At 44.7% G+C, this 24367-nt stretch carries 21 protein-coding genes; 8 read left to right on the forward strand and 13 right to left on the reverse strand.

The window, feature by feature from the left end; translation table 11 throughout:
- Window positions 1–189 precede the first annotated feature (189 nt).
- Entirely contained in the window at window positions 190–666 is a 477-nt protein-coding gene (locus OCU74_RS08800) for a MarR family winged helix-turn-helix transcriptional regulator (protein ID WP_087479369.1), read from the forward strand.
- Between the two features lie 131 nt (window positions 667–797).
- Here OCU74_RS08800 and OCU74_RS08805 read toward each other — a convergent pair whose 3' ends face one another.
- A complete protein-coding gene (locus OCU74_RS08805) occupies window positions 798–1163 on the reverse strand; it encodes a MarR family transcriptional regulator (RefSeq protein WP_087479370.1) in 366 nt (121 codons plus the stop codon).
- Window positions 1164–1472: 309 nt separating this feature from the next.
- Here OCU74_RS08805 and OCU74_RS08810 point away from each other — a divergent pair, with 309 nt between their 5' ends.
- Window positions 1473–2153, forward strand: a complete 681-nt coding sequence (locus OCU74_RS08810; RefSeq protein ID WP_087479371.1) for a DUF2982 domain-containing protein — start codon at window positions 1473–1475, stop codon at window positions 2151–2153.
- Here OCU74_RS08810 and OCU74_RS08815 read toward each other — a convergent pair.
- The 8 genes from OCU74_RS08815 to gyrA all read right to left on the reverse strand — a co-directional run bounded on the left by OCU74_RS08815 (window position 2147) and on the right by gyrA (window position 11861).
- Entirely contained in the window at window positions 2147–2803 is a 657-nt protein-coding gene (locus OCU74_RS08815) for an MBL fold metallo-hydrolase (RefSeq protein WP_087479372.1), read from the reverse strand. The genes OCU74_RS08810 and OCU74_RS08815 overlap by 7 nt on opposite strands.
- A 76-nt stretch (window positions 2804–2879) precedes the next feature.
- Window positions 2880–3968: a DUF1513 domain-containing protein gene (locus tag OCU74_RS08820; protein WP_087479373.1), complete on the reverse strand. Its 1089-nt coding sequence runs from the start codon at window positions 3966–3968 to the stop codon at window positions 2880–2882.
- Window positions 3949–4998: an imelysin family protein gene (locus OCU74_RS08825; RefSeq protein ID WP_087479374.1), complete on the reverse strand. Its 1050-nt coding sequence runs from the start codon at window positions 4996–4998 to the stop codon at window positions 3949–3951. Before OCU74_RS08825 ends, OCU74_RS08820 begins: the two co-directional genes overlap by 20 nt.
- Window positions 4995–6374, reverse strand: a complete 1380-nt coding sequence (locus OCU74_RS08830; protein WP_087479375.1) for a di-heme oxidoreductase family protein — start codon at window positions 6372–6374, stop codon at window positions 4995–4997. Before OCU74_RS08830 ends, OCU74_RS08825 begins: the two co-directional genes overlap by 4 nt.
- 69 nt (window positions 6375–6443) lie before the next feature.
- Window positions 6444–7706 (reverse strand): imelysin family protein, encoded by a 1263-nt coding sequence (locus OCU74_RS08835; RefSeq protein ID WP_087479376.1) that lies wholly within the window; start codon window positions 7704–7706, stop codon window positions 6444–6446.
- A 155-nt stretch (window positions 7707–7861) separates the two neighbouring features.
- The gene (locus OCU74_RS08840; protein WP_087479377.1) at window positions 7862–8458 is read right to left on the reverse strand and encodes a GTP cyclohydrolase II; all 597 of its coding nucleotides are present in this window, start codon (window positions 8456–8458) and stop codon (window positions 7862–7864) included.
- Between the two features lie 308 nt (window positions 8459–8766).
- Window positions 8767–8943, reverse strand: coding sequence for a hypothetical protein (locus OCU74_RS08845; protein ID WP_087479378.1), 177 nt, complete (start codon window positions 8941–8943; stop codon window positions 8767–8769).
- 269 nt (window positions 8944–9212) lie between these two features.
- Window positions 9213–11861: a DNA topoisomerase (ATP-hydrolyzing) subunit A gene (gyrA, locus tag OCU74_RS08850; protein ID WP_087479379.1), complete on the reverse strand. Its 2649-nt coding sequence runs from the start codon at window positions 11859–11861 to the stop codon at window positions 9213–9215.
- A gap of 402 nt (window positions 11862–12263) precedes the next feature.
- Here gyrA and ubiG point away from each other — a divergent pair, with 402 nt between their 5' ends.
- The 4 genes from ubiG to yfaE all read left to right on the forward strand — a co-directional run bounded on the left by ubiG (window position 12264) and on the right by yfaE (window position 17190).
- On the forward strand, window positions 12264–12971 hold the full coding sequence (gene ubiG, locus OCU74_RS08855) for a bifunctional 2-polyprenyl-6-hydroxyphenol methylase/3-demethylubiquinol 3-O-methyltransferase UbiG (protein WP_087479380.1): 708 nt from the start codon (window positions 12264–12266) through the stop codon (window positions 12969–12971).
- 427 nt (window positions 12972–13398) lie between these two features.
- Window positions 13399–15684: a class 1a ribonucleoside-diphosphate reductase subunit alpha gene (gene nrdA, locus OCU74_RS08860; protein WP_087479381.1), complete on the forward strand. Its 2286-nt coding sequence runs from the start codon at window positions 13399–13401 to the stop codon at window positions 15682–15684.
- A gap of 88 nt (window positions 15685–15772) precedes the next feature.
- Window positions 15773–16906, forward strand: a complete 1134-nt coding sequence (gene nrdB / locus OCU74_RS08865; protein ID WP_087480084.1) for a class Ia ribonucleoside-diphosphate reductase subunit beta — start codon at window positions 15773–15775, stop codon at window positions 16904–16906.
- 2 nt (window positions 16907–16908) lie between these two features.
- The gene (gene yfaE, locus OCU74_RS08870) at window positions 16909–17190 is read left to right on the forward strand and encodes a class I ribonucleotide reductase maintenance protein YfaE (RefSeq protein ID WP_087479382.1); all 282 of its coding nucleotides are present in this window, start codon (window positions 16909–16911) and stop codon (window positions 17188–17190) included.
- Between the two features lie 58 nt (window positions 17191–17248).
- Here yfaE and OCU74_RS08875 read toward each other — a convergent pair whose 3' ends face one another.
- The gene (locus OCU74_RS08875) at window positions 17249–17527 is read right to left on the reverse strand and encodes a 30S ribosomal protein S6 modification protein (RefSeq protein WP_087479383.1); all 279 of its coding nucleotides are present in this window, start codon (window positions 17525–17527) and stop codon (window positions 17249–17251) included.
- Window positions 17528–17795: 268 nt separating this feature from the next.
- Entirely contained in the window at window positions 17796–19031 is a 1236-nt protein-coding gene (locus tag OCU74_RS08880) for a CinA family nicotinamide mononucleotide deamidase-related protein (protein WP_087479384.1), read from the reverse strand.
- A 327-nt stretch (window positions 19032–19358) separates the two neighbouring features.
- Between OCU74_RS08880 and OCU74_RS08885 the strand changes: the two genes are divergently transcribed.
- Entirely contained in the window at window positions 19359–19901 is a 543-nt protein-coding gene (locus tag OCU74_RS08885) for a glycine cleavage system protein R (protein WP_087479385.1), read from the forward strand.
- A 219-nt stretch (window positions 19902–20120) separates the two neighbouring features.
- Window positions 20121–21728 carry a methyl-accepting chemotaxis protein gene (locus tag OCU74_RS08890; protein WP_087479386.1) on the forward strand — a complete coding sequence of 536 codons (1608 nt, stop codon included), beginning with the start codon at window positions 20121–20123 and terminating at the stop codon, window positions 21726–21728.
- A 59-nt stretch (window positions 21729–21787) separates the two neighbouring features.
- Here OCU74_RS08890 and nspC read toward each other — a convergent pair whose 3' ends face one another.
- Entirely contained in the window at window positions 21788–22921 is a 1134-nt protein-coding gene (gene nspC, locus OCU74_RS08895; RefSeq protein WP_087479387.1) for a carboxynorspermidine decarboxylase, read from the reverse strand.
- 198 nt (window positions 22922–23119) lie between these two features.
- A complete protein-coding gene (locus tag OCU74_RS08900; RefSeq protein ID WP_087479388.1) occupies window positions 23120–24364 on the reverse strand; it encodes a carboxynorspermidine synthase in 1245 nt (414 codons plus the stop codon).
- Window positions 24365–24367: the final 3 nt, after the last annotated feature.

Here is a 24367-nt window from a genome sequence, read left to right on the forward strand (position 1 = left end):
AGCTACGTTGCAACTGAATGACATTCATGCCATCATTTTCATAATTAAATCAACAAAGCACCTGCACAGGTTTTCTTTTGTAAATAAGCCACAAGAAAAACTATGACATCAATGCTTTTCTTCTGTGAACAAGTAAGGTAATGTCCGCGTTGTTTATATTAGTAATCACTCAAAGCCTGGATACCGATTTTGGAAAAACATGAAGAAGTACTGGTAGCTATACGCCAGATTATCCGAGCCATTGACCTCCATTCAAAAAAACTGAGTAAAATTGCCGGCCTGACCGGACCGCAGCTTATTCTGATGCGCTCAATTGAACAGTTGGGCGAAGTGACCATACGTGAACTTTCAAATCATACGAATATGAGTCAGGCAACAGCAACGACTATTCTGGATCGTCTGGAAAGAAATGGTTATGTGCGCAGGGTTCGAAGCATCGCTGATAAAAGAAAGGTTCACGCTCATCTGACCGAGCTTGGTCAGGAACTATTGCATAAAGCGCCTCAGCCACTACAGGATAATTTTGTTTCTCAGTTCCAACAGTTGGAAGAATGGGAGCAGACCTTACTGTTATCTTCGATTCAACGCCTTTCAACGATGATGAATGCAGATAATATTGATGTTGCACCGATGCTGGAAATCGGCAGTATTCTTAAAAATGAATAGCTAAAAATGAATAGCTAAAATAGATCACTAAGAATAGTTAAAATCGGACCACTGATATTCAGAACAAACATTCGTATTCAAAAAATCCGGGTGTATCATTTTACACCCGGTAGCTTTCTGCCGCTGTATGCTCAGGCTCGCTTATAAAGGACTTTATTCCCGGCAAGCTGAACTTTTTCGACCAGATTCTCTTCTAATAGTTTTTTCAGTGCTCCTGTAGCCCAGGAAGCAGCTTTTGTTTCTTCCTGCCCGGCTTCCAGCCCGATATTCTTCGGATTGATACCATCAACATGCTGAGTGACAATGTCCAGGACCTGAGCCTGTTTCGGGGTTAGGTTCGCATTGACTGCTACAGTCTTTGCTGGCTCTGACTTACTCGGAGAAACCGGAGTCGGCGCTTGAGGTTCAGCCTGTTTTGAATTGGTCAGATTTACAGCAAATGCTTTCATGCGCTTTTGCAACTTCTTCTGCACATTACGCTTATGAGCAAGTCTCATCGAATATTCTCCATTACTACTGCCGAGACAGTATTCATTAAACAAAGTGCGGTTTATATCAAAAATCTGTCCTAATTTATAGACAGCGGAAATAATTTGGTGTGAAAACTCAACTTTCCATCAAATTATGGATAATTTTAATACAAAACAGTTCAATTAGTCTGTTGGAGAAAAATGAGAGAGCTGTATCTTCACATCGCTTAAAGATACTATAACCACTTCTGGGTTCAGAGTACCTCCAGAGCAGTAACTCCGGCAATTAAGATGCTCTGATACGAAATCATTATGGACAAATATAGTGGAGCAGATATGCAGACGGTTCATCTTTCAAATTTTGAATTTGACCTTCACCAACGCTCTGTGCGATTAACAATCATCGCATATGCGACTGTTTGTCTGATCATTATCATGACAGCTGCTACTTTTGCGCTGGCTCTGCTTTACACGGCTCTACTATCAGGTCTTGCAACGCTACTCTATTGGATCATACGGAAAAGTCAGGTGAGATATACACTGACAGCAACTCACTTCCAACAACACAATTTCCGGGGTGGCTGGGTTGTAAAATGGAACAACATCAGGGAAATCAGTCAATGTACCTACGATATTGACGGCTGGCATCAGCCCCTGCCGTGGATAGGTATCCGGCTGAAGTCTTACACACCTTATCTTGATAGTATCTGTCCACGAATCATTAGCGAAATTCTACTTTCTCAGCGAGGTCTGCTTTATCTGGGTATGAAACAGCACAATGCGCAGATGTCTGAATTTGAAGACATCGTGCTGGATCCGAGTTTGTTTAAATCAGAAGGCGGGAAAGTATATTCCGGGTTACTGGCAATGCTGGCAAACCGGATGCGCTATCAAAGAAATTACCACGGATACGACTTATTCATCTCTATGAGTGATCTGGGTATCCATGGAGATGAGCTTATTGGCATGGCCCGGCGCTATATTGCCGCAGCAGAACCGGACCATCCACCTCAGTAAAGAGGCATCTCATCGGCAACAAAAGGATTGGAAGCCCGTTCGTGTCCGAAGGTTGACTGAGGACCGTGTCCGGGAATAAATGTGACATCATTCCCCAATGGCCATAGTTTGGTTTTTATCGACTGAATCAGCGTATCAAAATCTCCCTGAGGGAAATCAGTCCGCCCGATACTGCCCTGAAATAACACATCACCGACAAAAGCGACTCTGGCTGACTCACTGAACAGACACACATGGCCCGGAGTATGGCCCGGAGTATGGTAAACCTGAAGCACCTGATGACCAAAAGAAACCGAGTCACCATCATTCAGCCATTGATCGGGCTCAAACGCATAAGTCGGGGGAAAACCAAACATCTGACTTTGATTCTCCAGCCCCTGCAACCAAAACAGATCAGCCTGATGAGGCCCAATGATATCGACCTGACCCAATAGTTTCTGCAATGCCTGAGTGCCGCCGACATGGTCAAGGTGCCCATGTGTTAAAACGACGTGAACAATTTGAACCCCCAAAGTCTGAATTACTTCTGCAAGCTGCTTCTCATCGCCACCGGGATCCACAACAATCCCTTCCATTGTTTCGTCACACCAGACAATGGAACAGTTCTGGGCAAAAGGGGTTACGGGTACAATCTGATACTGAAGAGACATACTTTTCCTTATGAAACCACACGTCAGCGCACTATGACACTCCGACGCGGGTTTGACAAGGACTCCAAACAGGAACTCAGATTGCAGACCAGTGATTATCCCACTGAACATTCACGACTGAAGTCTCTGCCGGAGCAGGATAACGCTCATGGACAACCTTCGCAGCACCGGAGCTGATCTGAAACACACCATTCTGAACAACAACACCAGACGCATCAGGAAGTGCAGCCAGTTCCACCAGCTCCAGCGTTTCTTTTGACCAGATGCCATAGCAGTTTCCGGGAGGAGATGTAGCCAGGATCCACTTATCTGTCGCAGCAATACTGGCAACATAATGATTGAATCTGGCCCAGGATTCCGGCTCAGCTTTCAGCGTGATCATCTCTTCTCCGGGACGGTGCATGGTAATCAGAGCCGGATAATCATCGGGCGTTCCCCGGTATTGCTGACCGCAAAGTACAGTATCAGCGCCATCATGAGCCAGATGACGAATACTCAGATGATGATCACCTAAAGTAACCTGTTCCAGAATTTTTCCCTGAGAGCTCATGTAAGTTAATGATGGCCGCATTGTGTCCGCATTCAGTGCTGTTCTACCATAGGTATGCACACCACCGACACCAATGGCTAATGTTCCGTCCGGCTTGATGATAACTTCATGAGGTCCAAGGCCAAAACCGGAAAACTCAGCTACTTTCTGGTAATCGTGCCGGACATCATAGACACCAATAATTCCCTGACTGGTTTTTCTGTCCCCTTCCGTCACATAAAGGTAATCACCATCAAGCGAGTAAACACCATGCCCATAAAAGTGACGTTGTGACATTGCTGTAACGACTTTAACGGGTGCTCCGCTCATATAATCAAAAACCAGCATGAACATTCCGGGACGGCGACCAAAAGCTACCGCCTGTGAAGCTGCAGGATGGATTGCTACACCATGTCCTCTCGCCGGTAATGGTAAGGTATGTAAAGCATTTCCCTGAGAGTCTGCAACCACAGCCTGATAACGGTTGCTCTCGGTCACAGCACACCCGACGAGTGCCGGCCGGGCAACAGTACGCCGGGTTAACGCACAACCATAAGGCAGCACCGGAACAACCGCGGAAAACAACGCCGCACGCAGTAATTTTCTTCGGGTTTGATCAGTCACCATCGGTTGCATTAAATCCTATCGCCACGCCCAGTCCAACCGAGACTTCATCATGCAAAAGATAGCTCAGCTGCTCCAGTTTATTACGCAAAGATAACGTCTCGCGGTATCCGGCCTTAGTCTGCAAAAACGCAAATAAACCTGACTGTTCAGGCCACGCTGCCAGAATGGATTCAAACTGTATCTTCATCCGGTCAGCCAATGCACTCATTTCCCGCTCCCGCAGAAGATAGTCAAGTCCTTTCCCCTGAGCCAGATACAACGCCTGCATCGCTTCTACATTCGCTTTCAGGTGACTCAAAGAACTACCTGAACGCCATGACTCAGAGAAATAAGGTCTGGGATGCCCAATCTTAGCCATCGGCCGGATTAATTTCGACAATGTATATTTCAGCTGATTGGATAGCAGAGAAATATATTCAGAAGTCCAGGCGGACTGATCCAGAGACAGCCATGGATTAACCTGCCATGCAGAAAACAAAGCCGATGCGCGTTGCGCAAAGTTCTCACCAATCGCCGGAGCCAGCCGACATCCCGTTTCCATCTGTCCGTTCAGGAAAGGAGAATGACGATCATAAAGTAACCACTCGATCGCACCGACTCCCTGTACAGCAACACTTTGCTCAGCAATTTCCGCTACTGTCCATGTTCTATCCTGTTGCAACAACCCCTGCATCTTAAGTCCGGTGGTATTTTTCTTATCCGGCCAGAACTGAATATTCCAGCTCTGTTCCAGTGCCTGTGCCGGACCTCTCGCCTGTCCCTGAAGTGACTGCCATACATGCATCGCTTCCAGCCAGGATGCTCTTACCTCATCAAGAGACTGATGTTGTCGGCAATAACCGTGAATATCTGCTGCCAGTTGACGAGCGTTGCGGGCAAAATCTCTGGCTGCATGAAATTCAATTGCATACACATATTGGCTATCATGGTTAGACTGTTCAGGTAACTGAGCCTGCTTTTCGGTCGTTGACTGACATGCAGTTATCCCCAGAACTGCTAAGTATAGGATGATCCGTTTCACATCTGATTCCCTGTTCATAACGAATTTAAAAATGTAATGAGCGCCTCACGTTCGGAGAGACTCAGGTTCAGCACCCGCTGTTGTGCCGGTTCAGCTTCACCGCCATGCCATAATATAGCTTCCATCAGACTTCTGGCCCGCCCATCGTGTAAAAAATGAGTCTGCCCGCTCACCTCTGCCGTGTAACCAATTCCCCATAATGGCGCAGTCCGCCACTCCCGTCCGCTGGCCAAAGCCTCCGGACGGTGGTCTGCAAGTCCCTCACCCATATCATGTAATAATAGATCGGTATAGGGATGAATCCGCTGGTTGCTCAAAGCCGGTCGCCCGGGAGAATCTCCTGTGTCTAACTCAGGTAAGTGGCAGGATGTACAACCGACTGACCGAAATAAGTTTGCTCCTTGCCTGACTTGCGGATCATCGACATGACGCCGGACAGGTACAGCCAGATGCTGACTGTAAAATTCAACAAACTGCAGAATATTATCGCTCACTTCAGGATGACCGCCATCAGGCATGGTCCGACAAATAGATTGTAATGGTGTACAGTTTGGCTCCGGATAGAGCTTACTGGTCAGTCCCAAATCACCGAGAAAAGCAGATGCATTCTGCTGCATCAGTGAGGGTTGGCCAGCCTTCCAGCCAAACCGGCCAATTACCGTTTCTTTCTGGCGGATATCCCACACCCGGTTCAGCTTTCCTGAAATACCATCGTGATCCTGATCTTGTGGATCAGCAAGCTGAATCAGCGTTGCTTCGGGAATCATTTCCAGTAAACCAAGACCAATCATCGGCGGGGCAATCCGTGCAGAGAACTGAGTCTGAGGATGAAGCGGACCATAGGCAAGATCACGAATCTCCAGATTCGGTTTGCGGAGTATCATCTGTGTTCCGTCAGCAAAAGTAACCGGAACTTCCTGATAGGTGATATATATTTTACCTTCGGGCTTTTGATTGGGCAGAGCAAAATCCTGAAGCTGTCCGCCGTAATTCGGTTCAGGAACAATACCCAGTTTTTGATAGATTTGCTGATCCGCAGCCGTCTGAACCGGAATACTCAGACGAACCAGCATAGAGACAGCTAGTCCTCCAGGCGTTTCCGGTGCATGTCCCCGGCCATCTTTGATATGACAGTTCTGACATCCATTGGTATTAAAAAGTGGACCTAATCCGTCCCGGGCATCTGTCGATGACGGAGCCGGAACCCAGGGATTGCGGAAGAAGCTGTTACCGACACTAAAATCCAGGCGCTTCGACAGCGGTAGATTAGTTGCAGGTTGAGAAAAAGCATTCGCTCCGCTTTTTGTTGTACTGGTTTGCCCTCCGGAGAGAAGATCTGCTGCAAAAAGAGAGAAAGAAAGAAAACAACAGATACCGGCAATGGTAGCCTTCATACGACATCGCTTCCTGATATAAAGCACAAGCGTTATTCCCTGTTCAGGGAATAACGTAAATCTGGACACTTAAAACTCATGATCAGCCGTATCTGGATTCAAGTTACTAATACCCAGAATTCCCGCCGCACGCTCAATCGCACCTGTTTGTTCAACCAAAGCAGAAATAGCCTGATTCACCAAAGCATTGCCCTGAACATTATCCGCGGCAATCAACTGATCAAAATGTTGATTTTGCTTCTCTGCGGAAATCACCAGTTGATAAACCTGAGATCGGGTTGTATCAAACTGTTGCTGGATTTCTTTAGCGGCAGCTTTATCTTGCTGAGCCACAAGCTGATGAATACCTGGTCCGGAGATTAATGTGCCGTCAATGCGTTTATAAAGGCCGGTGTAAACGTTATAAATCCCCTGTTCATCGTAGTAATGTGAGTTATGGGTATTATCAGAGAAACAGTCGTGTTCATCTTCAGTTGAGTTTGCTTCCAGAGCAACTTTCATACGCTCACCGGCTAATTCACCCAAAGACAGAGATCCCATTCCGAATAGCATCTTCCGCAAACCGTTTTCCGGAGTATCAGCCAATAATGTCTGCCGGTAGTTATTCTTCACATCCGCAGACCACTGCTTCTCCATCCACTGTAGATCCTGGACAAGCAATTGCGTAGCTGCGCGCAGATATTCACCTCGACGGGTACAATTCCCATGGGTACATCCGCTGCCGACGATATAATCCGTATAAGGACGCAGGCCGGCTCCCGGCTTGGTTCCGTTCAAATCCTGTCCCCATAACAAAAACTCTATTGCATGATAACCCGAGGCAACGTTAGCTTCTGAGCCACCAATTTCATTCAGACTGGCAATCAACTCAGGTGTGATTGTTGTCGTATCAAGCGAAGAAGCCCCGATTCTTAACGTCTTATTTGCAATAATATTTGCATTTGCTCCTTCATTACCCAACTCATACTGATAATCGGAAGACACATAATCAATCAGACCTTCATCTAATGGCCACGCATTTAGCTGCCCTTCCCAGTCATCAACAACACTATTACCAAAACGAAAGACTTCTGATTGCTGATAAGGTACCCGGGAAGCTAACCAGGCTTGTTTAACCTGCATCATTGTCTTTTCGCTGGGGGCAGTCAGAAACTGGTCAACAGATTGAGACAGATTCTTGGCAGCAGTGAATGCATCGGCATAAACTGCATGGGCTATATCTGCATAATGAGTCACAACCTGCCGCTCAGTCACTACTTTTGCGAAAACCGGGGAACTTGCACATACAGCTGACAGCACAGCTGATAAACATAAGACTGATTTTACTTTCATGGAAGCATCCTTGTTGAATAGAGCTGTAATACTAATGTGAATTATTATTATTTACATGAGAGGATATTACATATCTTGTTTCCGTTTTTCAAAGTAAATATAAAAAAACCCCACAATTGTGGGGCTTTGTATTTTTTCTATGAATCAGTTCACATCTATAGTGAGAGCTTATGCTTACCGTGACTTACTTTGGCTTTCAGGTAATTGGCATTGCCGGCCTTAATATGTGCTGCCGTATGAACAACCTCGACAATCTCAATACCTTGCATCTTCAAATCATTAACTTTCTTAGGGTTATTTGTAACCAATCGAATCTTGGTAATATTTAATGCTTTCAGCATCTGTGCAGCTTCAGAAAACTCTCTTAAATCATCTTCGAAACCAAGTTTCCGGTTTGCTTCATAAGTATTCAGCCCCTGACTTTGCAGCCGGTACGCATCAATCTTATTATACAGGCCAATACCCCGCCCTTCCTGACGCAGGTAGAGAATAATTCCACCACATTCTCCCATCTTAGTAATCGTTTCTTCTAACTGCTCACCACAGTCACATCTTGATGAGTGAAAAACGTCACCGGTCAGACATTCCGAATGCATTCTTACTAAAGGAATCTCTTGATTTAAGTCTGCAGATTTAAAAATCAAAGCAACGTGTTCTTTATCTGTATTCAAACCGTTAAAAGAGAGGATCTCAGCATCAATATCACTTTTTGCTCCGACTTTTAAATCCACTCTGGCTCGCACATCCGCCATATCAATACTCTCTTACTGAAGATATTTTCTATATCTATAGAATCAAAATGTTTATTCCGCTCTTTGCGTTCACCTCTTTAATATGGGGGTGAAGTCACATCATTTCAAACAGAAAATACCACCAGATGCCAAAGAGCAAAAGAGATTATTCTATATAGACTCAGATCACTTCAGGGCATTCAGATGAAGTAAGGTTTAGCAGACGCGGACGTAAGAGAAGGGACTTGTACCATATTCCAACAATGAATTATAAAAAACCCGGTGAATCAGTCGATTACCGGGCTTCATTTATTCAAAACTGCTACCTATCAATGTGTCTGTGACTTCTTCCACATGATCAACTCAATCCAGACTCTTTCAATCTGTTCCAGCTCCTCATCGGTCAAGAGCGATAATGTCGAAGATGTATTAGGAAATGTATATGAATGCTGCGTCATAATCTGCTGGTAGAAGTCTTTCTTCAACTGAATCACTTGAGGGTCCACTGCATATCATCCATTATCGGTAACAAGTAAAAAAATTTTATCATTTTCTCATTTGTTGTCCTGTCTAAATTAAATAAATGGAACTATTATCACATTTGTAATTAGATTTTTTTGCTATGGCTATTGAGTAACTTATTAATTTATTTCTCAATTAGACTGTCAAGCCCTCAATTAAATCAGAAACCACCTCCAACTATAAAAATTCTTGTATAAAAAACCGGGCTAATTAGCCCGGTTTTAAAAGAGTCAATGATATGATTTATTATCAATCAGACATCGTCAGATGACTCTTGTTCATCCGAAGAGGATGAAGATTGCTCATCCGAAGATGATGAAACTTCAGTAATTTCATCATTCGAAACACCGTCTTCTTCGCTAAGAATGTCACTCTCTTCAACTTCATCAATCCGTTGTAAGCCAACAACCTTCTCATCTTCAGACGTACGGATCAGCGTCACACCCTGAGTATTACGACCCACCTGACTAACTTCTCCGACACGAGTCCTAACCAGTGTTCCGGCATTAGTGATCATCATAAATTCATCACCACTATCAACCTGAACAGCGCCGACAACACAACCATTACGCTCAGAGACTTTGATTGAAACAACGCCCTGCGTCGCACGACCTTTAGTCGGGTATTCATCCAGAGCCGTCCGTTTACCGAAACCATTTTCTGTCACAGTCAGAATATCACCCTGCTCAGAAGGAACGATCAGCGAGACAACCTGGTCATCAGCGGCAAGCTTCATTCCCCGGACTCCAGATGCAGTTCTTCCCATCGCCCGGACATGCTGTTCATTAAACCGAACAACTTTACCTGCTTTCGAGAACAACATGATTTCACTCTGACCATCAGTAATATCTACCCCAATCAGTGAATCATCTTCACGCAGATTGACCGCAATCAAACCGTTGGAGCGAACATTAGCAAACTGATCCAGTGAAGTTTTCTTCACAGTGCCGTCTCCGGTTGCCATAAAGATAAACTTATCTTCAGAATATTCAGCAACCCGAAGAATCGCAGTAATACGTTCATTCTCTTCCAGTGGCAGAATATTATTGATCGGTTTACCTCTCGCTGTCCGGGTTGCATGAGGTAACTGATAGACTTTCAGACGGTAGGTTTTACCACGGGTCGAGAAGCACAGAATATTATCGTGTGTATTCGCAACCAGAAGACGTTCGATATAATCCTCGTCTTTCATCTTCGTGGCACTCTTACCTTTACCACCACGACGCTGAGATTCGTAATCACTCAATGACTGATATTTCACATATCGTTCATGAGATAAAGTCACAACAACGTCTTCACGAGCAATGAGTTCTTCCAGATCAATATCATGCGAAGCTGCTGTAATTTCAGTCAATCGTTCATCACCGAAACCGCTTCTTACCGCTTCCAGTTCCTCCCGAATAACTTCCATCAGTCTTTCAGTGCTGGAAAGAATGAGCATCAACTCTGCAATCTCATTCAGCAGTGTTTTATATTCATCAAGAATTTTTTCATGCTCAAGGCCGGTAAGACGGTGCAGTCTCAATTCCAGAATCGCCTGAGCCTGCTGTTCTGTCAGATAATACTGACCATCCCGGACACCGTATTGAGGTTCCAGCCAGTCAGGCCGTGCAGCATCAACACCCGCACGTTCCAACATTGCAGAGACATCACCTAAAGCCCAGCCTCTTGCCAACAGTCCGGCTTTTGCTTCAGCCGGTGTCGGCGCACGACGAATCAACTCGATCACTTCGTCGATATTTGCCAGAGCCAGCGCCAGACCTTCCAGTATGTGAGCTCGTTCACGGGCTTTGCGTAATTCGAAAATCGTCCGGCGGGTTACGACTTCACGGCGGTGATCAACGAAACATTTCAACAATTCTTTCAGGTTGAATAGTTTTGGCTGGCCATTGTCAAGCGCAACCATATTGATACCGAATGTCGTCTGAAGCTGTGTCTGAGAATACAGGTTATTCAGAACCACTTCTCCGACGGCATCACGCTTACACTCAATGACGATCCGCATTCCGTCTTTATCGGATTCATCCCGCAGTGCGCTGATACCTTCGACTTTTTTATCTTTGACCAGCTCTGCGATTTTTTCGATCAGACGCGCTTTATTCACCTGATACGGAATCTCTGTGACAATAATGGTTTCTCTGCCATTCTTATCTGTTTCGATATCCGCTTTGGAACGCAGATAAATTTTACCGCGTCCGGTTTTATATGCGTCAATGATGCCTTTCCGTCCGCTAATCATTGCGGCAGTCGGGAAGTCAGGACCGGGGATATACTCGATCAACTCATCGATCGTGATATCTTCGTTATCAATATATGCCAGACACCCATCAATGACTTCCCCCAGATTATGCGGCGGAATATTGGTTGCCATCCCCACGGCAATCCCGGAAGAACCATTGACCAACAAATTCGGAACTTTGGTCGGCAAGACCGCAGGAATCTGCTCGGTATCGTCATAGTTCGGGACATAATCAACCGTTTCTTTATCCAGATCGGCCAGTAATTCATGAGCAATTTTCGCCATCCGTACTTCGGTATAACGCATTGCTGCTGCAGAATCACCGTCAATCGAGCCAAAGTTTCCCTGACCGTCGACCAGCATATAACGCAGTGAAAACGGTTGTGCCATCCGTACGATTGTATCGTACACTGCACTATCACCATGCGGGTGATATTTACCGATAACATCTCCCACAACACGGGCAGACTTTTTATAGGGCTTATTCCAATCGTTCCCCAACACGCTCATCGCGTACAGTACTCGCCGATGCACAGGTTTTAGTCCGTCACGTGCATCAGGAAGTGCCCGACCAACAATGACCGACATTGCATAGTCAAGATATGAGCCTCTCAGCTCATCTTCTATACTGACAGGCGTGATCTCTTTAGCTAGATCGCTCATAGAGCCATTATCCCTCTATAGTTTGATCGTATATTCGATACGTATAAGGCCCGAAAATATAACACAGATTTTGCCACTTCGGCATAACTTTCCCTCTCCTTTTCTCAGCTTGTCACACCGGCTGGGATTCAACTGCTTATATTTTACTCACATCCTGGAGAGCCGTTGATTCCTCAGTGCATTTTTTCGACAAACCACAAATAAATATCTCCACAACAATCTGCATATTATCTGATTAAAACAGATTCATTATATGAATAGATTGGGTGAGTTGATCTTTTTCTTTGAAACACTGAAACTTTCGGGGTCATCGCATTCCTGTATAATGCGGTGAACAAAAAGCGTATGCATCCACAAAAAGAGCAATTGCTACAAATACAGATATCAAGAGCGGATCTAAAAATGACAACGATACAAAATGTTGACCCGAAAGAAATTCAAAAATTTGAAGAAATGGCCTCCAGGTGGTGGGATCTGGAAGGAGAATTTAAGCCATTACATCAAATTAACCCGCTCCGGCTGAATTATGTTCTGGAAAAATCCAATGGATTATTTGGCAAACAAGTTCTGGATGTCGGATGTGGCGGTGGCATTCTTACAGAAAGCATGGCCCGGGAAGGTGCAACCGCAACCGGGTTGGATATGGGGAAAGAGCCTCTGGAAGTCGCCCGGCTCCATGCTCTGGAAAGTCACCTTCAGATTGACTACGTTCAAAGAACAATTGAAGAGCATGCGCAGTTAAATCCAGCAGCTTATGATGTCGTCACCTGTATGGAAATGCTTGAGCATGTCCCAGAACCACTTTCTGTAATTCAGGCATGTGCCCGGTTGGTTAAACCCGGTGGGCATGTATTCTTTTCGACACTCAACCGTAACTTTAAATCTTATCTGTTTGCAATTATCGGGGCGGAAAAGCTACTACAGATTGTTCCGGATGGCACCCATGAGCACGACAAATTTATCCGCCCTTCAGAGTTACTCCGAATGATTGATCAAACATCACTACAGGAATTAGGCATCACCGGATTACACTATAATCCGCTGACTCAGACCTATCGTCTCGGGAATCGAGTTGACATCAATTATATTGTTCATACGACCTTGCTGTGATTCATGCCGATCCCTTTGCACAATTAGCGTGCATCAGTGTTCTGATGCACAAAAATCATGCATATTGATGAAATTAACATCAGACCTCCGATCTGATCATTTTCCTGCAAAGATCAAGCTGTTTTTTTTTCATTTTAGTGGAACTTCACTCAAATAAATAATACCTGTTTTCCCTATTCTCTTGCGAACGTCGCTTCTCAGTAAGCAGCTACTAACAAAAATTTTTCATACGATGGTTATCCACAAGATGTCCCCTGCTGACAAACTTGAAATAAGTGCACAACAGCACTATCTTGTAATCCGCAAGGTACGAAGACCCTATATATTGTGTTTGACGCATAATGTCATTTATATCAGATAAGCAAGACCACAAACCTAAAACGACTCAAAACCGGTCTTATCAGTTTTGTTAGGGAAGTAAAGCAGAATGAACCAACAACTCACAGTTACGAAGCGCGACGGCCGTAAAGAGCAAATCGATCTGGATAAGATCCATCGAGTGATCACATGGGCAGCAGAAGGATTACAGAATGTCTCGGTTTCACAAGTTGAACTCCGGGCTCACATCCAGTTTTATGACGGAATTACAACTTCCGATATTCATGAAACGCTGATCAAATCTGCAGCAGACCTAATCTCTGAAGATTCTCCCGATTATCAATATCTTGCAGCCAGACTTGCCGTTTTCCACCTGCGGAAAAAGGCCTATGGTCAGTACGAACCGCCGACACTGTTCGATCATGTCACCAAACTGGTTGGCATGGGGAAATATGATCGTCACCTTATCGAAGATTACACTCAGGACGAATGGATTGAACTCGGCAACTATATTGACCACCGCCGGGATCTGAACTTCTCTTATGCTGCGGTGAAACAGCTGGAAGGAAAATATTTCGTTCAGAATCGCGTCACCGGAGAAATCTACGAAAGTGCGCAGTTCCTGTATATTCTTGTTGCGGCATGTCTGTTTGCAAAATACCCTCAGGAAACCCGACTGGACTATATCAAACGCTTCTATGATGCGACGTCACAGTTTAAGATTTCACTACCGACACCAATCATGTCAGGTGTCCGTACACCAACACGCCAGTTCAGTTCCTGTGTTCTGATTGAATGTGGTGATAGCCTGGATTCAATCAACGCCACTGCAAGCTCCATTGTCCGCTATGTTTCACAGCGCGCCGGAATCGGTATCAATGCCGGGCGTATTCGCGCCCTGGGTTCGGAAATTCGTGGCGGAGAAGCATTCCACACCGGTTGTATCCCTTTTTATAAATACTTCCAGACCGCTGTGAAATGTTGTTCTCAAGGTGGTGTGCGTGGTGGTGCTGCAACGGTATTTTATCCGCTATGGCACCGTGAAGCTCAATCCCTGTTAGTGCTGAAAAACAACCGCGGTGTTGAAGAGAACCGGGTACGCCATATGGATTATGGGGTTCAGCTCAATAAATTGATGTATACACGTCTGGTACAGGGAGGAAATATTTCTCTGTTTTCTCCTTCCGATGTTCCGGGACTTTACGATGCCTTCTTCCAGGATCAGGCAGAATTTGAACGTCTGTATTCCCAGTATGAAAATGATCCTTCAGTCAAGAGAGAAACAGTAAAAGCAGTTGAGCTCTTTACTCTGCTGATGCAGGAGCGGGCCTCAACCGGACGAATCTATATCCAGAACGTCGATCACTGTAATACCCACAGTCCGTTTGATTCTAGTGTAGCTCCGGTCCGTCAGTCGAATCTGTGTCTTGAAATTGCTCTGCCAACCAAGCCATTAAGTAATGTTGAAGACGATGAAGGTGAAATTGCACTTTGTACTCTGTCAGCATTCAATCTGGGTGCAATTCAGTCGCTGGATGACTTTGAAGAGCTTTCCGAACTTGTTGTTCGTGCACTGGATGCCCTGCTTGACTATCAGGATTATCCGTTGCCGGCTGCACGTAAAGCGACAATGAATCGCCGCACACTGGGCGTCGGTGTCATCAACTATGCCTACTATCTGGCAAAACATGGAGTGAAGTATTCAGATGGTAGTGCCAATGCACTGACCCATCGTACTTTTGAAGCAATGCAGTATTATCTGCTGAAAGCGTCCATGAATCTGGCGAAGGAACAGGGTCGTTGCCCGGCTTTCCATGAAACTAACTATGCAAAAGGCCTGATGCCGGTTGATACCTACAAGAAAGATGTCGACCAGATTTGCGCTGAGCCTCTGCATTACGACTGGGATCAACTGCGCTCAGATATTATGGAATATGGCCTGAGAAACTCAACACTGACCGCGCTCATGCCATCAGAGACTTCTTCCCAGATCTCAAACGCAACCAATGGTATTGAACCGCCACGCGGCTATATTTCGGTGAAAGCATCCAAAGACGGAATTCTGAAACAGGTTGTTCCTGATTTCACTGAGCTGAAATCTAACTATGAGCTGTTGTGGGATATTGGTTCAAACGATGGTTATCTGCATTTGGTCAGCGTGATGCAAAAGTTTGTCGATCAATCGATTTCTGCAAACACAAACTATGATCCAACCCGTTACGAAACCGGCAGGGTTCCGATGAAGAAACTACTTCAGGATCTTCTGACTGCATATAAATTCGGGGTTAAGACTTTGTATTATCATAATACCCGGGACGGAGCGCGAGACGATCAGAAGGATGTCACTTCATCAGCAGCTGATGACGATTGTGCCGGTGGCGCCTGTAAGATTTAACTGGCACACCCTATAGGTTTTTTTCTCTGTCAACAAATACCAGCTTTACACCCTCTCGGGAGAGAGGGTGAAACAGATTGAGGCAACTATGGCTTACAGCACTTTTACACAAAAGAAAAATGATCAGCTCAAAGAACCCATGTTTCTTGGCCAACCTGTAAACGTGGCACGCTATGACCAGCAAAAGTACGAAATCTTCGAAAAACTAATTGAGAAACAACTCTCCTTCTTCTGGCGCCCGGAAGAAGTTGATGTATCAACAGACCGGATCAACTACAACAATCTGCCGGACCATGAGAAACATATTTTTATCTCTAATCTGAAATATCAGACACTGCTCGATTCGATTCAGGGACGCAGTCCGAACGTTGCACTGCTTCCTTTAGTTTCGCTCCCTGAACTGGAAACCTGGATCGAAACCTGGTCTTTCTCCGAAACAATCCACTCTCGTTCATACACACATATTATCCGTAATATTGTGAATAATCCGGCAACTGTATTCGATGACATCGTTGAAAATGAGCACATCATTAAACGGGCCAAAGATATTGCCCATTACTATGACGAGCTAATTCAACTGACAAACGATTATCACCGTTTTGGCGAAGGCGAACATGTTATTGATAATCAGACTGTCGTTGTCAGTCTATATGAACTGAAGAAAAAGCTTTATCTGTGCCTGATGTCCGTCAATGCACTTGAAGCAATCCGTTTCTATGTCAGCTTTGCCTGTTCTTTTGCCTTTGCTGAGCGGGAGCTGATGGAAGGAAATGCAAAAATTATCAAGCTGATCGCCCGCGATGAAGCACTACATCTGACAGGAACGCAACACATGCTTAATCTGCTGCGTAATGGTCAGGATGATTTTTCATTTATCCAGATCGCAGAAGAATGTAAGCAGGAATGCTATGACCTGTTTAAAACAGCCGCCGAACAAGAAAAAGAGTGGGCTGATTATCTGTTCAAAGATGGCTCAATGATTGGTCTGAATAAAGACATTCTCTGCCAGTATGTTGAGTATATTACCAACATCCGTATGCAAGCCGTCGGACTGGAACCAGCTTACCCTGAAGCAGTCAATAACCCGATCCCATGGATCAATGCATGGTTATCTTCAGACAATGTTCAGGTTGCACCTCAGGAAGCTGAAATCAGCTCATACCTTGTCGGCCAAATCGACAATGAAGTCAATCTTGACGACTTTGAAGGCTTTGAGCTGTAATTATGCCAACCATCAAAATCAACCAGACACTGACAATAGAGTCCAATAACTCTCAAACCTTACTTGAGAGCATGGAACAGGCAGGACTGAATGTTGAATATAATTGCAGAGACGGGCACTGTGGTGCCTGTCGCTGCAAATTATCAGCCGGAAAGATCGAGTATGTGGGTTTTGCGATGGCTTATACCCAGTCTGATGAAATATTACCTTGTATTTGCCGGGCAGGCAGTGATGAAGTAGAACTTCAGGAAGTTCACTACCAGCATAAAGTGAAGCGGGCTTAACCAGCCTTTAGTCAGAATAAACATATTCTGACTTCGGATACGACGGCAGTTATGAGTTTTACAGCCGCATCCCGGCTTTTCCGGTATCGAGTAGTTGTTGTTCTGTTCCCAGCAGTTGATCTGCTGTCAGCATTGAGATTGCCTTATCGGCGATTTTACGTCCATCATCACCAAATAGTGACATATGATATCCCAGATCGCTAATCAACCCGTCTTCTGTCGGCGTGTCTAACCAAAGAGAAACCAGCTTATCACTCATATCCTGATAAGCTTCTCCCAGGATCACTTGTTGACTCGCAACTTTGTACCAAACAAGAATCTTCGAATGACTCTGCATATCAGCCTCCTGCCGTATTGATTCCACGAGTCTTCAGTTTAGCGTGAATATAACGCCCTTGGATATATCCATTTTGGTGGGAATTGGGAAAAACTCACAAAATCATCGGATTAAAGATTAGACAATTTGCGCATAAGGAATAATCAGATTTACTTTGAAATTATAAGACGACAATTCAAAGTATTACTCTGATGAAATGACGTTCAGAGCTGGTATCTATATGAAAAATCAGGAGCAAAACAGATGCTCCCGAGTATAATAACCTGATTTATAAGGAAGCCGCCGGAATGTAGATCTGCTTCTCCGACAGCGTTGATGAATACTGTCCAAAGACTGGTTTAGAAGATAAATAACGAAGTAACATATCCGCAGCAATCGTTCCGATCAATATTTTTCGTTCATCGGCACTGTATTCACGTCTGAATTTTAACTGTTGAGCCCACTCCCCTTCAGATGAGGATAACGCAAGTGTAAAACCATCCTCACGAAGTTCTCCGCTAACCAGCGCCAGCTCAGTTTCACTTTTCTCTTTGGTTGCACTTGCTAACGCCAACGCTGCTGCAACCGGCTCCTGAGATGACATTTTTCCTGAGACTTTCGAACTCAATACCCAGCTACTGCCACACAGTGAATAAATTTCATCATCACTGAAAAGCCAGTTAGCAAGCCAGCCCCGGGTTGACTGTTCAGCAATTGCCAATGTCTTGCCGGCTTCATGCATCACCTGTGAAAGCTGTGCCAGCATCGGTTGATCAATACTGACCGTACACTCGGACAAATGAGAGAAAATTTCTTCCACCAAAGTATACATTTCATTGTCCTGACCAGCGGGACCAAATAACTTAACCTCAATAAAAGGCAGATAAGACCGGAATCCCAACATGTATTCATCGGGAAGTTCAACCTGATGAAGCTGATCTTCTAATACGGATTCAGATGTACCTAATGTATATAAGCGGTGGCAAACCAGATCAGAGACTTCAGGGAACTGCTGGTTTAGGTCAGGCAGAACCTGCTCGCGAACCATACGTTTAAATTCAGATGGTACGCCCGGGGTGAAGTAACAAAGACACCCGTGAATCTCGATTTTAAATCCACACGCCGTACCAATAGGGTTGTCGAGAATAGTCGCCTGCTCAGGTAGCATTGCCTGCTTAACGTTGCTTTCCGCCATTACCAGATTCCGCTGAGCAAAACGAGTTTTCATCTGTTCAAGCCAGTCAGGAAACAAGACCAGTGACTGCTCAGCAACTTCTGCCGCTATTGCAGCAGAAAGATCATCGCCGGTTGGACCCAATCCTCCATTTACAATCAGAACATCAGAGTTCAGGGCCAGCATCAGGATTTCATCACGCAGTACCTGGCGATTATCTCCCGCTGTTGAACGCTTGGTCAGTGGATAACCCTGCTCAAAAAAAAGATTGGATAACCATGTTGCATTCGTATCCTGAATATCACCATGGAGGACTTCTTCGCCAGTACTAAGCATTGCAACTTTAAGCATAACCAAAACCTTTCATTCATCCGCAACAAACTCTGCAATGAAAAGCGGCCCCTGATACTACCGCCCCGAAGAGGTTCATATTCCATTCCCTCTTCTTCCATTCCAGATGTTCACATTGCTACATCATACAATACGTGGGAGGAAAAGACTTCTTATTCTCAGCCTCATTTTCTTTGATTTCAACCTGATAGATGTTTAGCCATCCATATAAATCAGATCGAACAAAAGATCAGATCTAACTAACAAAACCGTAAAACATTCAGGTAATCACGCCACCCCAGCCTAAAATAATAGTATCAGAGAAGAGATCTGGTAAGGAGAAAACGGATGATTCACATGTTTATTGTCAGCTTCATCGGTGATGCAGTACCTGCCGATATCCATAAATTAGCCGCAATTACCCATGAAAATGGTGGGCAGTGGATCACCAGCAAAATCAATTATCTGGAAAACCGTGTTGCTGCTTTAATCAAAATTGCAGCTCCTGAAGAAACCGAAATGTATATAAAAGATGCATTTCTGTCGCAATCTAACTTATCAACCATGATCACCGATTGTGAATCCCATGATGCCGAACAAAAAACCGAATATAACCTGAGAATTGACGCTAATGACAGAGCCGGAATTGTCAACGAAATTACTCATCTGCTTGATAGCCAGAGAATCAGAGTCATTGATATGAACTGTCAGCGGATATTTATTTCTGACAGCCATGGAGTCAACTCCAGCCTGTTTACCGCACATATTTCTCTGCGGTTGCCCGAAACACTATTAATTGATGATGTGATTAATGAACTGGAATCTCTTAGTGAAGATACACAGGTGATGATAGATAATTCATCCATCCGTACATCGAATACCACACCATAAATCAGGGTATTTCGACGAAATTGCTACCATTTCTCGATAAACAACCATTTTATTTGATAAAAATAACATTAATAGATAGGTTATTATATGACCTATCTACCAAAATAAATTGTTGTCGTGGCGGACATGACTATATGAGCCATTATGAAAGAAGATAACGGATAACATTCTGGAATAATAATAACAAGCACCTCACCCGAGTGCTTGGAGGTAAACGTCATGTCGATGCTAAGAAATATGAAAGTTAGCCTGAAACTAGCTTGTCTGGTTTTTGTCGCAATCATCGGTTTTATTGTATTACTTGTTATTGCAGACCAAACACTGAAAAGAAACTTGCTTCATGAAAAAGAACAACGAATGTCTGCCGTCGTTGAGTCTGTAATTTCTCAAATCACTCACCTTGACCAAACACTCCCTCTGGAAGAAGCACAAAAACAAGCCAAAATAGTTCTTAACTCGATTCGTTTCGATAACGGCAACTATTTATTTACGATCAATAAATCAAGGTATGTGATCGTGCACCCGTTGAAACCACAGTTGAATGGGAAACAAATGGGTCAGCCCAATAATCCGGCAGATAAACGCTGGTTTGACTTTGTAGAAGCGGGTCAGAAACCAAATGGTGGTATGGTACTTTACCGTTTCGAAAATTTAGATGGCAAAATGGCCGATAAGCTTTCCTATCTGAATAACTATGCTCCCTGGGGCTGGATTATCGGTTCAGGGATGCTTGTCGCAGACATTGATGAAGAAATATTCTCACAACTGATCAAAATGGGGCTTTCTACACTGGCAATTGTCATCGCGATGATCATACTCGGGGCAATTATTTCCCGTGCGATTGTCCTTCCGCTAGATAAAATTAAAGATGCGATGCGCCATGTCGTTAATGGCGACATGACCGTTGAGATTCCTATTAGCGGAAAAGATGAGATTGGCATTCTTGCCCAGCGAATCAATGAAAGTATCAGTGCGGTCCGGACTGCTTTATATGAATCGGTCACCTCTGCGAAACAACTCTCTGAGGCGGCAAACCGAATTGCTGCTTCTGCTGAAGATACCAGTCAGGCCGTGAGTTCTCAGAGAGACCAACTGACTCAGATAGCTACCGCGATGAATGAGATGAGTGCAACTGTCGCTGATGTAGCCAATCATGCAGAGTCGACCGCAAAAGATACGATAGAAGCAAGTCAGGAGGCAGGATTGGGCGATAAGGATGTCTCATCCAGTGTTGATAGCATTAAATTACTCTCTAAAGAGCTGGAAGTTGCTTCGGATCGGGTCAATAAACTGAAAGAAGGCGTCATGGAAATCAGTGAAGTGACTTCAGTTATTAGCGGAATTTCCGAACAAACCAATCTTCTGGCTCTGAATGCTGCCATAGAAGCTGCCCGGGCAGGAGAACAGGGACGTGGTTTTGCCGTCGTTGCCGATGAAGTTCGCAATCTGGCCAGCCGTACCAACCAGTCCACCGAAGAAATTCAGAGTACAATTAACCGCCTGCAACAGTTAGCTGTCAGTACAGCGGATGCCATGCAGAAGAGTCAGGATCTTGCATACAACAGCGTACAATGTGCAGAAGGATCCGGCAGCGACCTAAAATTAATCGTCAACCATATCCAGCATATCAGCGATAAATCTGCACAAATTGCAACTGCAGCAGAAGAACAGAGTGCAGTTGCCGAAGAGATGAATCGCAATATTTCAGGGATCAACGATGCGGCTCTGGAAATGTCCAGTTCAGCAACAACACTCGCCAGAGAAAGCGAAAACTTAGCTGGCATGTCCCGGCAACTGGATGACAAATTGATGATGTTCAAACTCTGAGAATTTCTCAGCAGCCACAGCTCTAAAAAAGCCCGGTACGATGACCGGGCTTTGCTGGATTACTGAACACACCACTGAGACAATGAACGTTTAAAATCAGCATAATCAAATTCGTTGAGTTTTTGCACCTCACCACTGCTACGCTCACAATATACCGAAGGCATACGCAAGCCATTGAACCAGTTCAGTTTCACCATGGTATAACCTGCACTATCCACTAAATGAAGCTTCTGACCGATTTCCAGTGGCTGATCAAACTTCGCAATACAGAATTGATCACCAGCCAGACATGAGCAGGAACCAATGACATATTCGTATGAGCCATTTTCACTACTTTCATAAACCGATGCCGGTTCATTGTAGATTAATGTATCCAGCCGATGAGCTTCGGTTGCAGAATCCACGATGGCTGTTGTCATCTCGTTTTCAACAATATCAACCACTGTGACAACCAGATCGGTTGTTTGGGTGATAATCGCTTCTCCCGGCTCAAGATATAATTGCACTTGATGTTTCCCGGAAAACTCTTTGAGAGCCTGCCCCAGTTTCTCAACATCGTATCCCGGCCAGGTAAAGAAGACTCCACCGCCAAGACTGACCCACTTGAGACGATCCAGATATTCACCAAACTGTTGGGAAATAGCATCTAAGAGACGAATAAATGCATCAACATCTTTGTTTTCACAATTCATGTGAAACATAGCGCCATCAATTGAATCGAAAACTGCCGGGTCAAGATGATCGGCCTGAACACCCAACCGGGAAAACTGACGCGCCGGATTTGCTAAATCCTGGCCAGCATAGCTCACTCCCGGATTCAGACGCAGACCCAATGAAGCCTTCTCTTCAACCAGATGGCGATAGGCCGCTAATTGCGATTGTGAATTAAAAATCATCTTGTCACAGATATCTGCGACAGCTTTTACATCATCTTCGCTGTAACCGACGCTATAAGCATGGGTTTCTCCGCCAAATGTTTCGTAGCCCAGCTGAACTTCATAAGGGCCAGAGCTTGTTGTACCGTCCAGATAGGGCTTGATAATGTCAAACACTCCCCACGTGGAAAAGCATTTGAGCGCAAGAACCAGCTTCACACCGGAAATTTCCTTCAGATGTTGAGCAATTTCAAGATTACGAATCAATTTAGATTCATCAATCATAAAATAGGGTGTTTTTAATTCACTTTTTTGCATGACTTAACTTACCGATTTATCGTGTTCACCATGTTGAACCCATCAAATCTCATATCCGGACCAAGCCATATAAAAGAGGATCATCTCTGGCATTGAATGGCCAGAGTGCGCCGCTAAAAAACAGCCATAACATCAAATGCTACGGCTGTCTGATAAGCTTGACTTTTATCGTTCGGTTACAAGATATCGTCAGGACGATTATTTCAGAATCTGAATTTCAGGCTGCCTGACTTCCAGTTCCTGCATGTCCCAATCCAAACCAATTTGTGGCATGGTTTTCAGGAATGGATCCGGATCCAGCTGTTCCATATTGAACACACCAGGTTCGGCCCATTGTTTCTGGAAGAACTGAATTGCAGCAGTAATCGCAGGAACACCCGTTGTATAAGAAATTGCCTGATGTTCAACATCATGGTAGGCAACTTCGTGGTCAGCGATGTTATACAGAAAAACACTCCGTTCTTCCCCGCCTTTTTTCCCCTGAACCCAGGTGCCGATACAGGTATTACCTTTGTATCCCGGAGCTAAAGAGGTTGGATCTGGCAGCAATGCTTTCAATACATGTAATGGCTGAACTTCTCTGCCATCAGGCAATGTTACAGGGTCAGGGCTCAACAGACCGATATCACGCATCACATTGAAGTAATTCAGATAACGATCACCAAATCCCATCCAGAACTCGATTCGTTTTGCCGGGATAAACTCTTTCAATGAGCGAACTTCATCATGAGCCATCGAGTAAACTTTGTGTCTGCCCACTACAGGAAAATCAAATTCATGCATCCGTGTATGGCAGCCTACCTGTTTCCACTCATTGTTATCCCAGTAAAACGAATCCCCCTGAATTTCCAGCATATTCGTTTCCGGGTCAAAGTTAGTCGCAAACTTTTTCCCGTGATCGCCAGCATTCACATCCATGACATCAATACTGTCAATCTCATCAAAGAGATGTTTCACGGCGTAAGCGGCAAATACACTCACCACTCCGGGATCAAAACCGGCTCCCAGAATACCTGTAATACCGGCTTCTTTAAATTTGTCACGGTATCCCCACTGCCAATCGTAGGCTTCAGGGACCTGCTGACCTTCAGAGCAAAGATCAACCGCAACAGAAGTATCCAGATAGGAAACTTTGGCCCGATAGCAGGCTTCCATCACATGGATGTTGACCCACGGAGGGCCAACATTAATGACTAAATCAGGCTGAACCTCGTGAATTAACGCGACCAGAGAATCAATATCGTCAGCGTTGACTTCACGAGCTTCTAACTTCTTTTGCGTATCTTTCAGATTTCCTTTACGACGCACCGATTCGATAATCTTTTCGCACTTGGTTATTGTCCGGGATGCAATCGTAATATCACCTAAAATATCGTTGTTCTGGGCTGCCTTATGGGCAACAACCCAACCAACACCTCCTGCTCCAATTTGTAAAATTGACATAGT

It is taken from the genome of Vibrio mangrovi (assembly GCF_024346955.1).
GTDB classification, from domain to species: Bacteria; Pseudomonadota; Gammaproteobacteria; order Enterobacterales; family Vibrionaceae; genus Vibrio; species Vibrio mangrovi.

What these genes read in the sequence shown, in the direction of transcription:
- OCU74_RS08805 (WP_087479370.1), bottom strand. Translation starts at nt 1,163, where the DNA reads ATGAGACTTGCTCATAAGCGTAATGTGCAGAAGAAGTTGCAAAAGCGC.
- OCU74_RS08810 (WP_087479371.1), top strand. Translation starts at nt 1,473, where the DNA reads ATGCAGACGGTTCATCTTTCAAATTTTGAATTTGACCTTCACCAACGC.
- OCU74_RS08815 (WP_087479372.1), bottom strand. Translation starts at nt 2,803, where the DNA reads ATGTCTCTTCAGTATCAGATTGTACCCGTAACCCCTTTTGCCCAGAAC.
- OCU74_RS08820 (WP_087479373.1), bottom strand. Translation starts at nt 3,968, where the DNA reads ATGCAACCGATGGTGACTGATCAAACCCGAAGAAAATTACTGCGTGCG.
- OCU74_RS08825 (WP_087479374.1), bottom strand. Translation starts at nt 4,998, where the DNA reads ATGAACAGGGAATCAGATGTGAAACGGATCATCCTATACTTAGCAGTT.
- OCU74_RS08830 (WP_087479375.1), bottom strand. Translation starts at nt 6,374, where the DNA reads ATGAAGGCTACCATTGCCGGTATCTGTTGTTTTCTTTCTTTCTCTCTT.
- OCU74_RS08835 (WP_087479376.1), bottom strand. Translation starts at nt 7,706, where the DNA reads ATGAAAGTAAAATCAGTCTTATGTTTATCAGCTGTGCTGTCAGCTGTA.
- OCU74_RS08840 (WP_087479377.1), bottom strand. Translation starts at nt 8,458, where the DNA reads ATGGCGGATGTGCGAGCCAGAGTGGATTTAAAAGTCGGAGCAAAAAGT.
- gyrA (WP_087479379.1), bottom strand. Translation starts at nt 11,861, where the DNA reads ATGAGCGATCTAGCTAAAGAGATCACGCCTGTCAGTATAGAAGATGAG.
- ubiG (WP_087479380.1), top strand. Translation starts at nt 12,264, where the DNA reads ATGACAACGATACAAAATGTTGACCCGAAAGAAATTCAAAAATTTGAA.
- nrdA (WP_087479381.1), top strand. Translation starts at nt 13,399, where the DNA reads ATGAACCAACAACTCACAGTTACGAAGCGCGACGGCCGTAAAGAGCAA.
- nrdB (WP_087480084.1), top strand. Translation starts at nt 15,773, where the DNA reads ATGGCTTACAGCACTTTTACACAAAAGAAAAATGATCAGCTCAAAGAA.
- yfaE (WP_087479382.1), top strand. Translation starts at nt 16,909, where the DNA reads ATGCCAACCATCAAAATCAACCAGACACTGACAATAGAGTCCAATAAC.
- OCU74_RS08875 (WP_087479383.1), bottom strand. Translation starts at nt 17,527, where the DNA reads ATGCAGAGTCATTCGAAGATTCTTGTTTGGTACAAAGTTGCGAGTCAA.
- OCU74_RS08880 (WP_087479384.1), bottom strand. Translation starts at nt 19,031, where the DNA reads ATGCTTAAAGTTGCAATGCTTAGTACTGGCGAAGAAGTCCTCCATGGT.
- OCU74_RS08885 (WP_087479385.1), top strand. Translation starts at nt 19,359, where the DNA reads ATGATTCACATGTTTATTGTCAGCTTCATCGGTGATGCAGTACCTGCC.
- OCU74_RS08890 (WP_087479386.1), top strand. Translation starts at nt 20,121, where the DNA reads ATGTCGATGCTAAGAAATATGAAAGTTAGCCTGAAACTAGCTTGTCTG.
- nspC (WP_087479387.1), bottom strand. Translation starts at nt 22,921, where the DNA reads ATGCAAAAAAGTGAATTAAAAACACCCTATTTTATGATTGATGAATCT.
- OCU74_RS08900 (WP_087479388.1), bottom strand. Translation starts at nt 24,364, where the DNA reads ATGTCAATTTTACAAATTGGAGCAGGAGGTGTTGGTTGGGTTGTTGCC.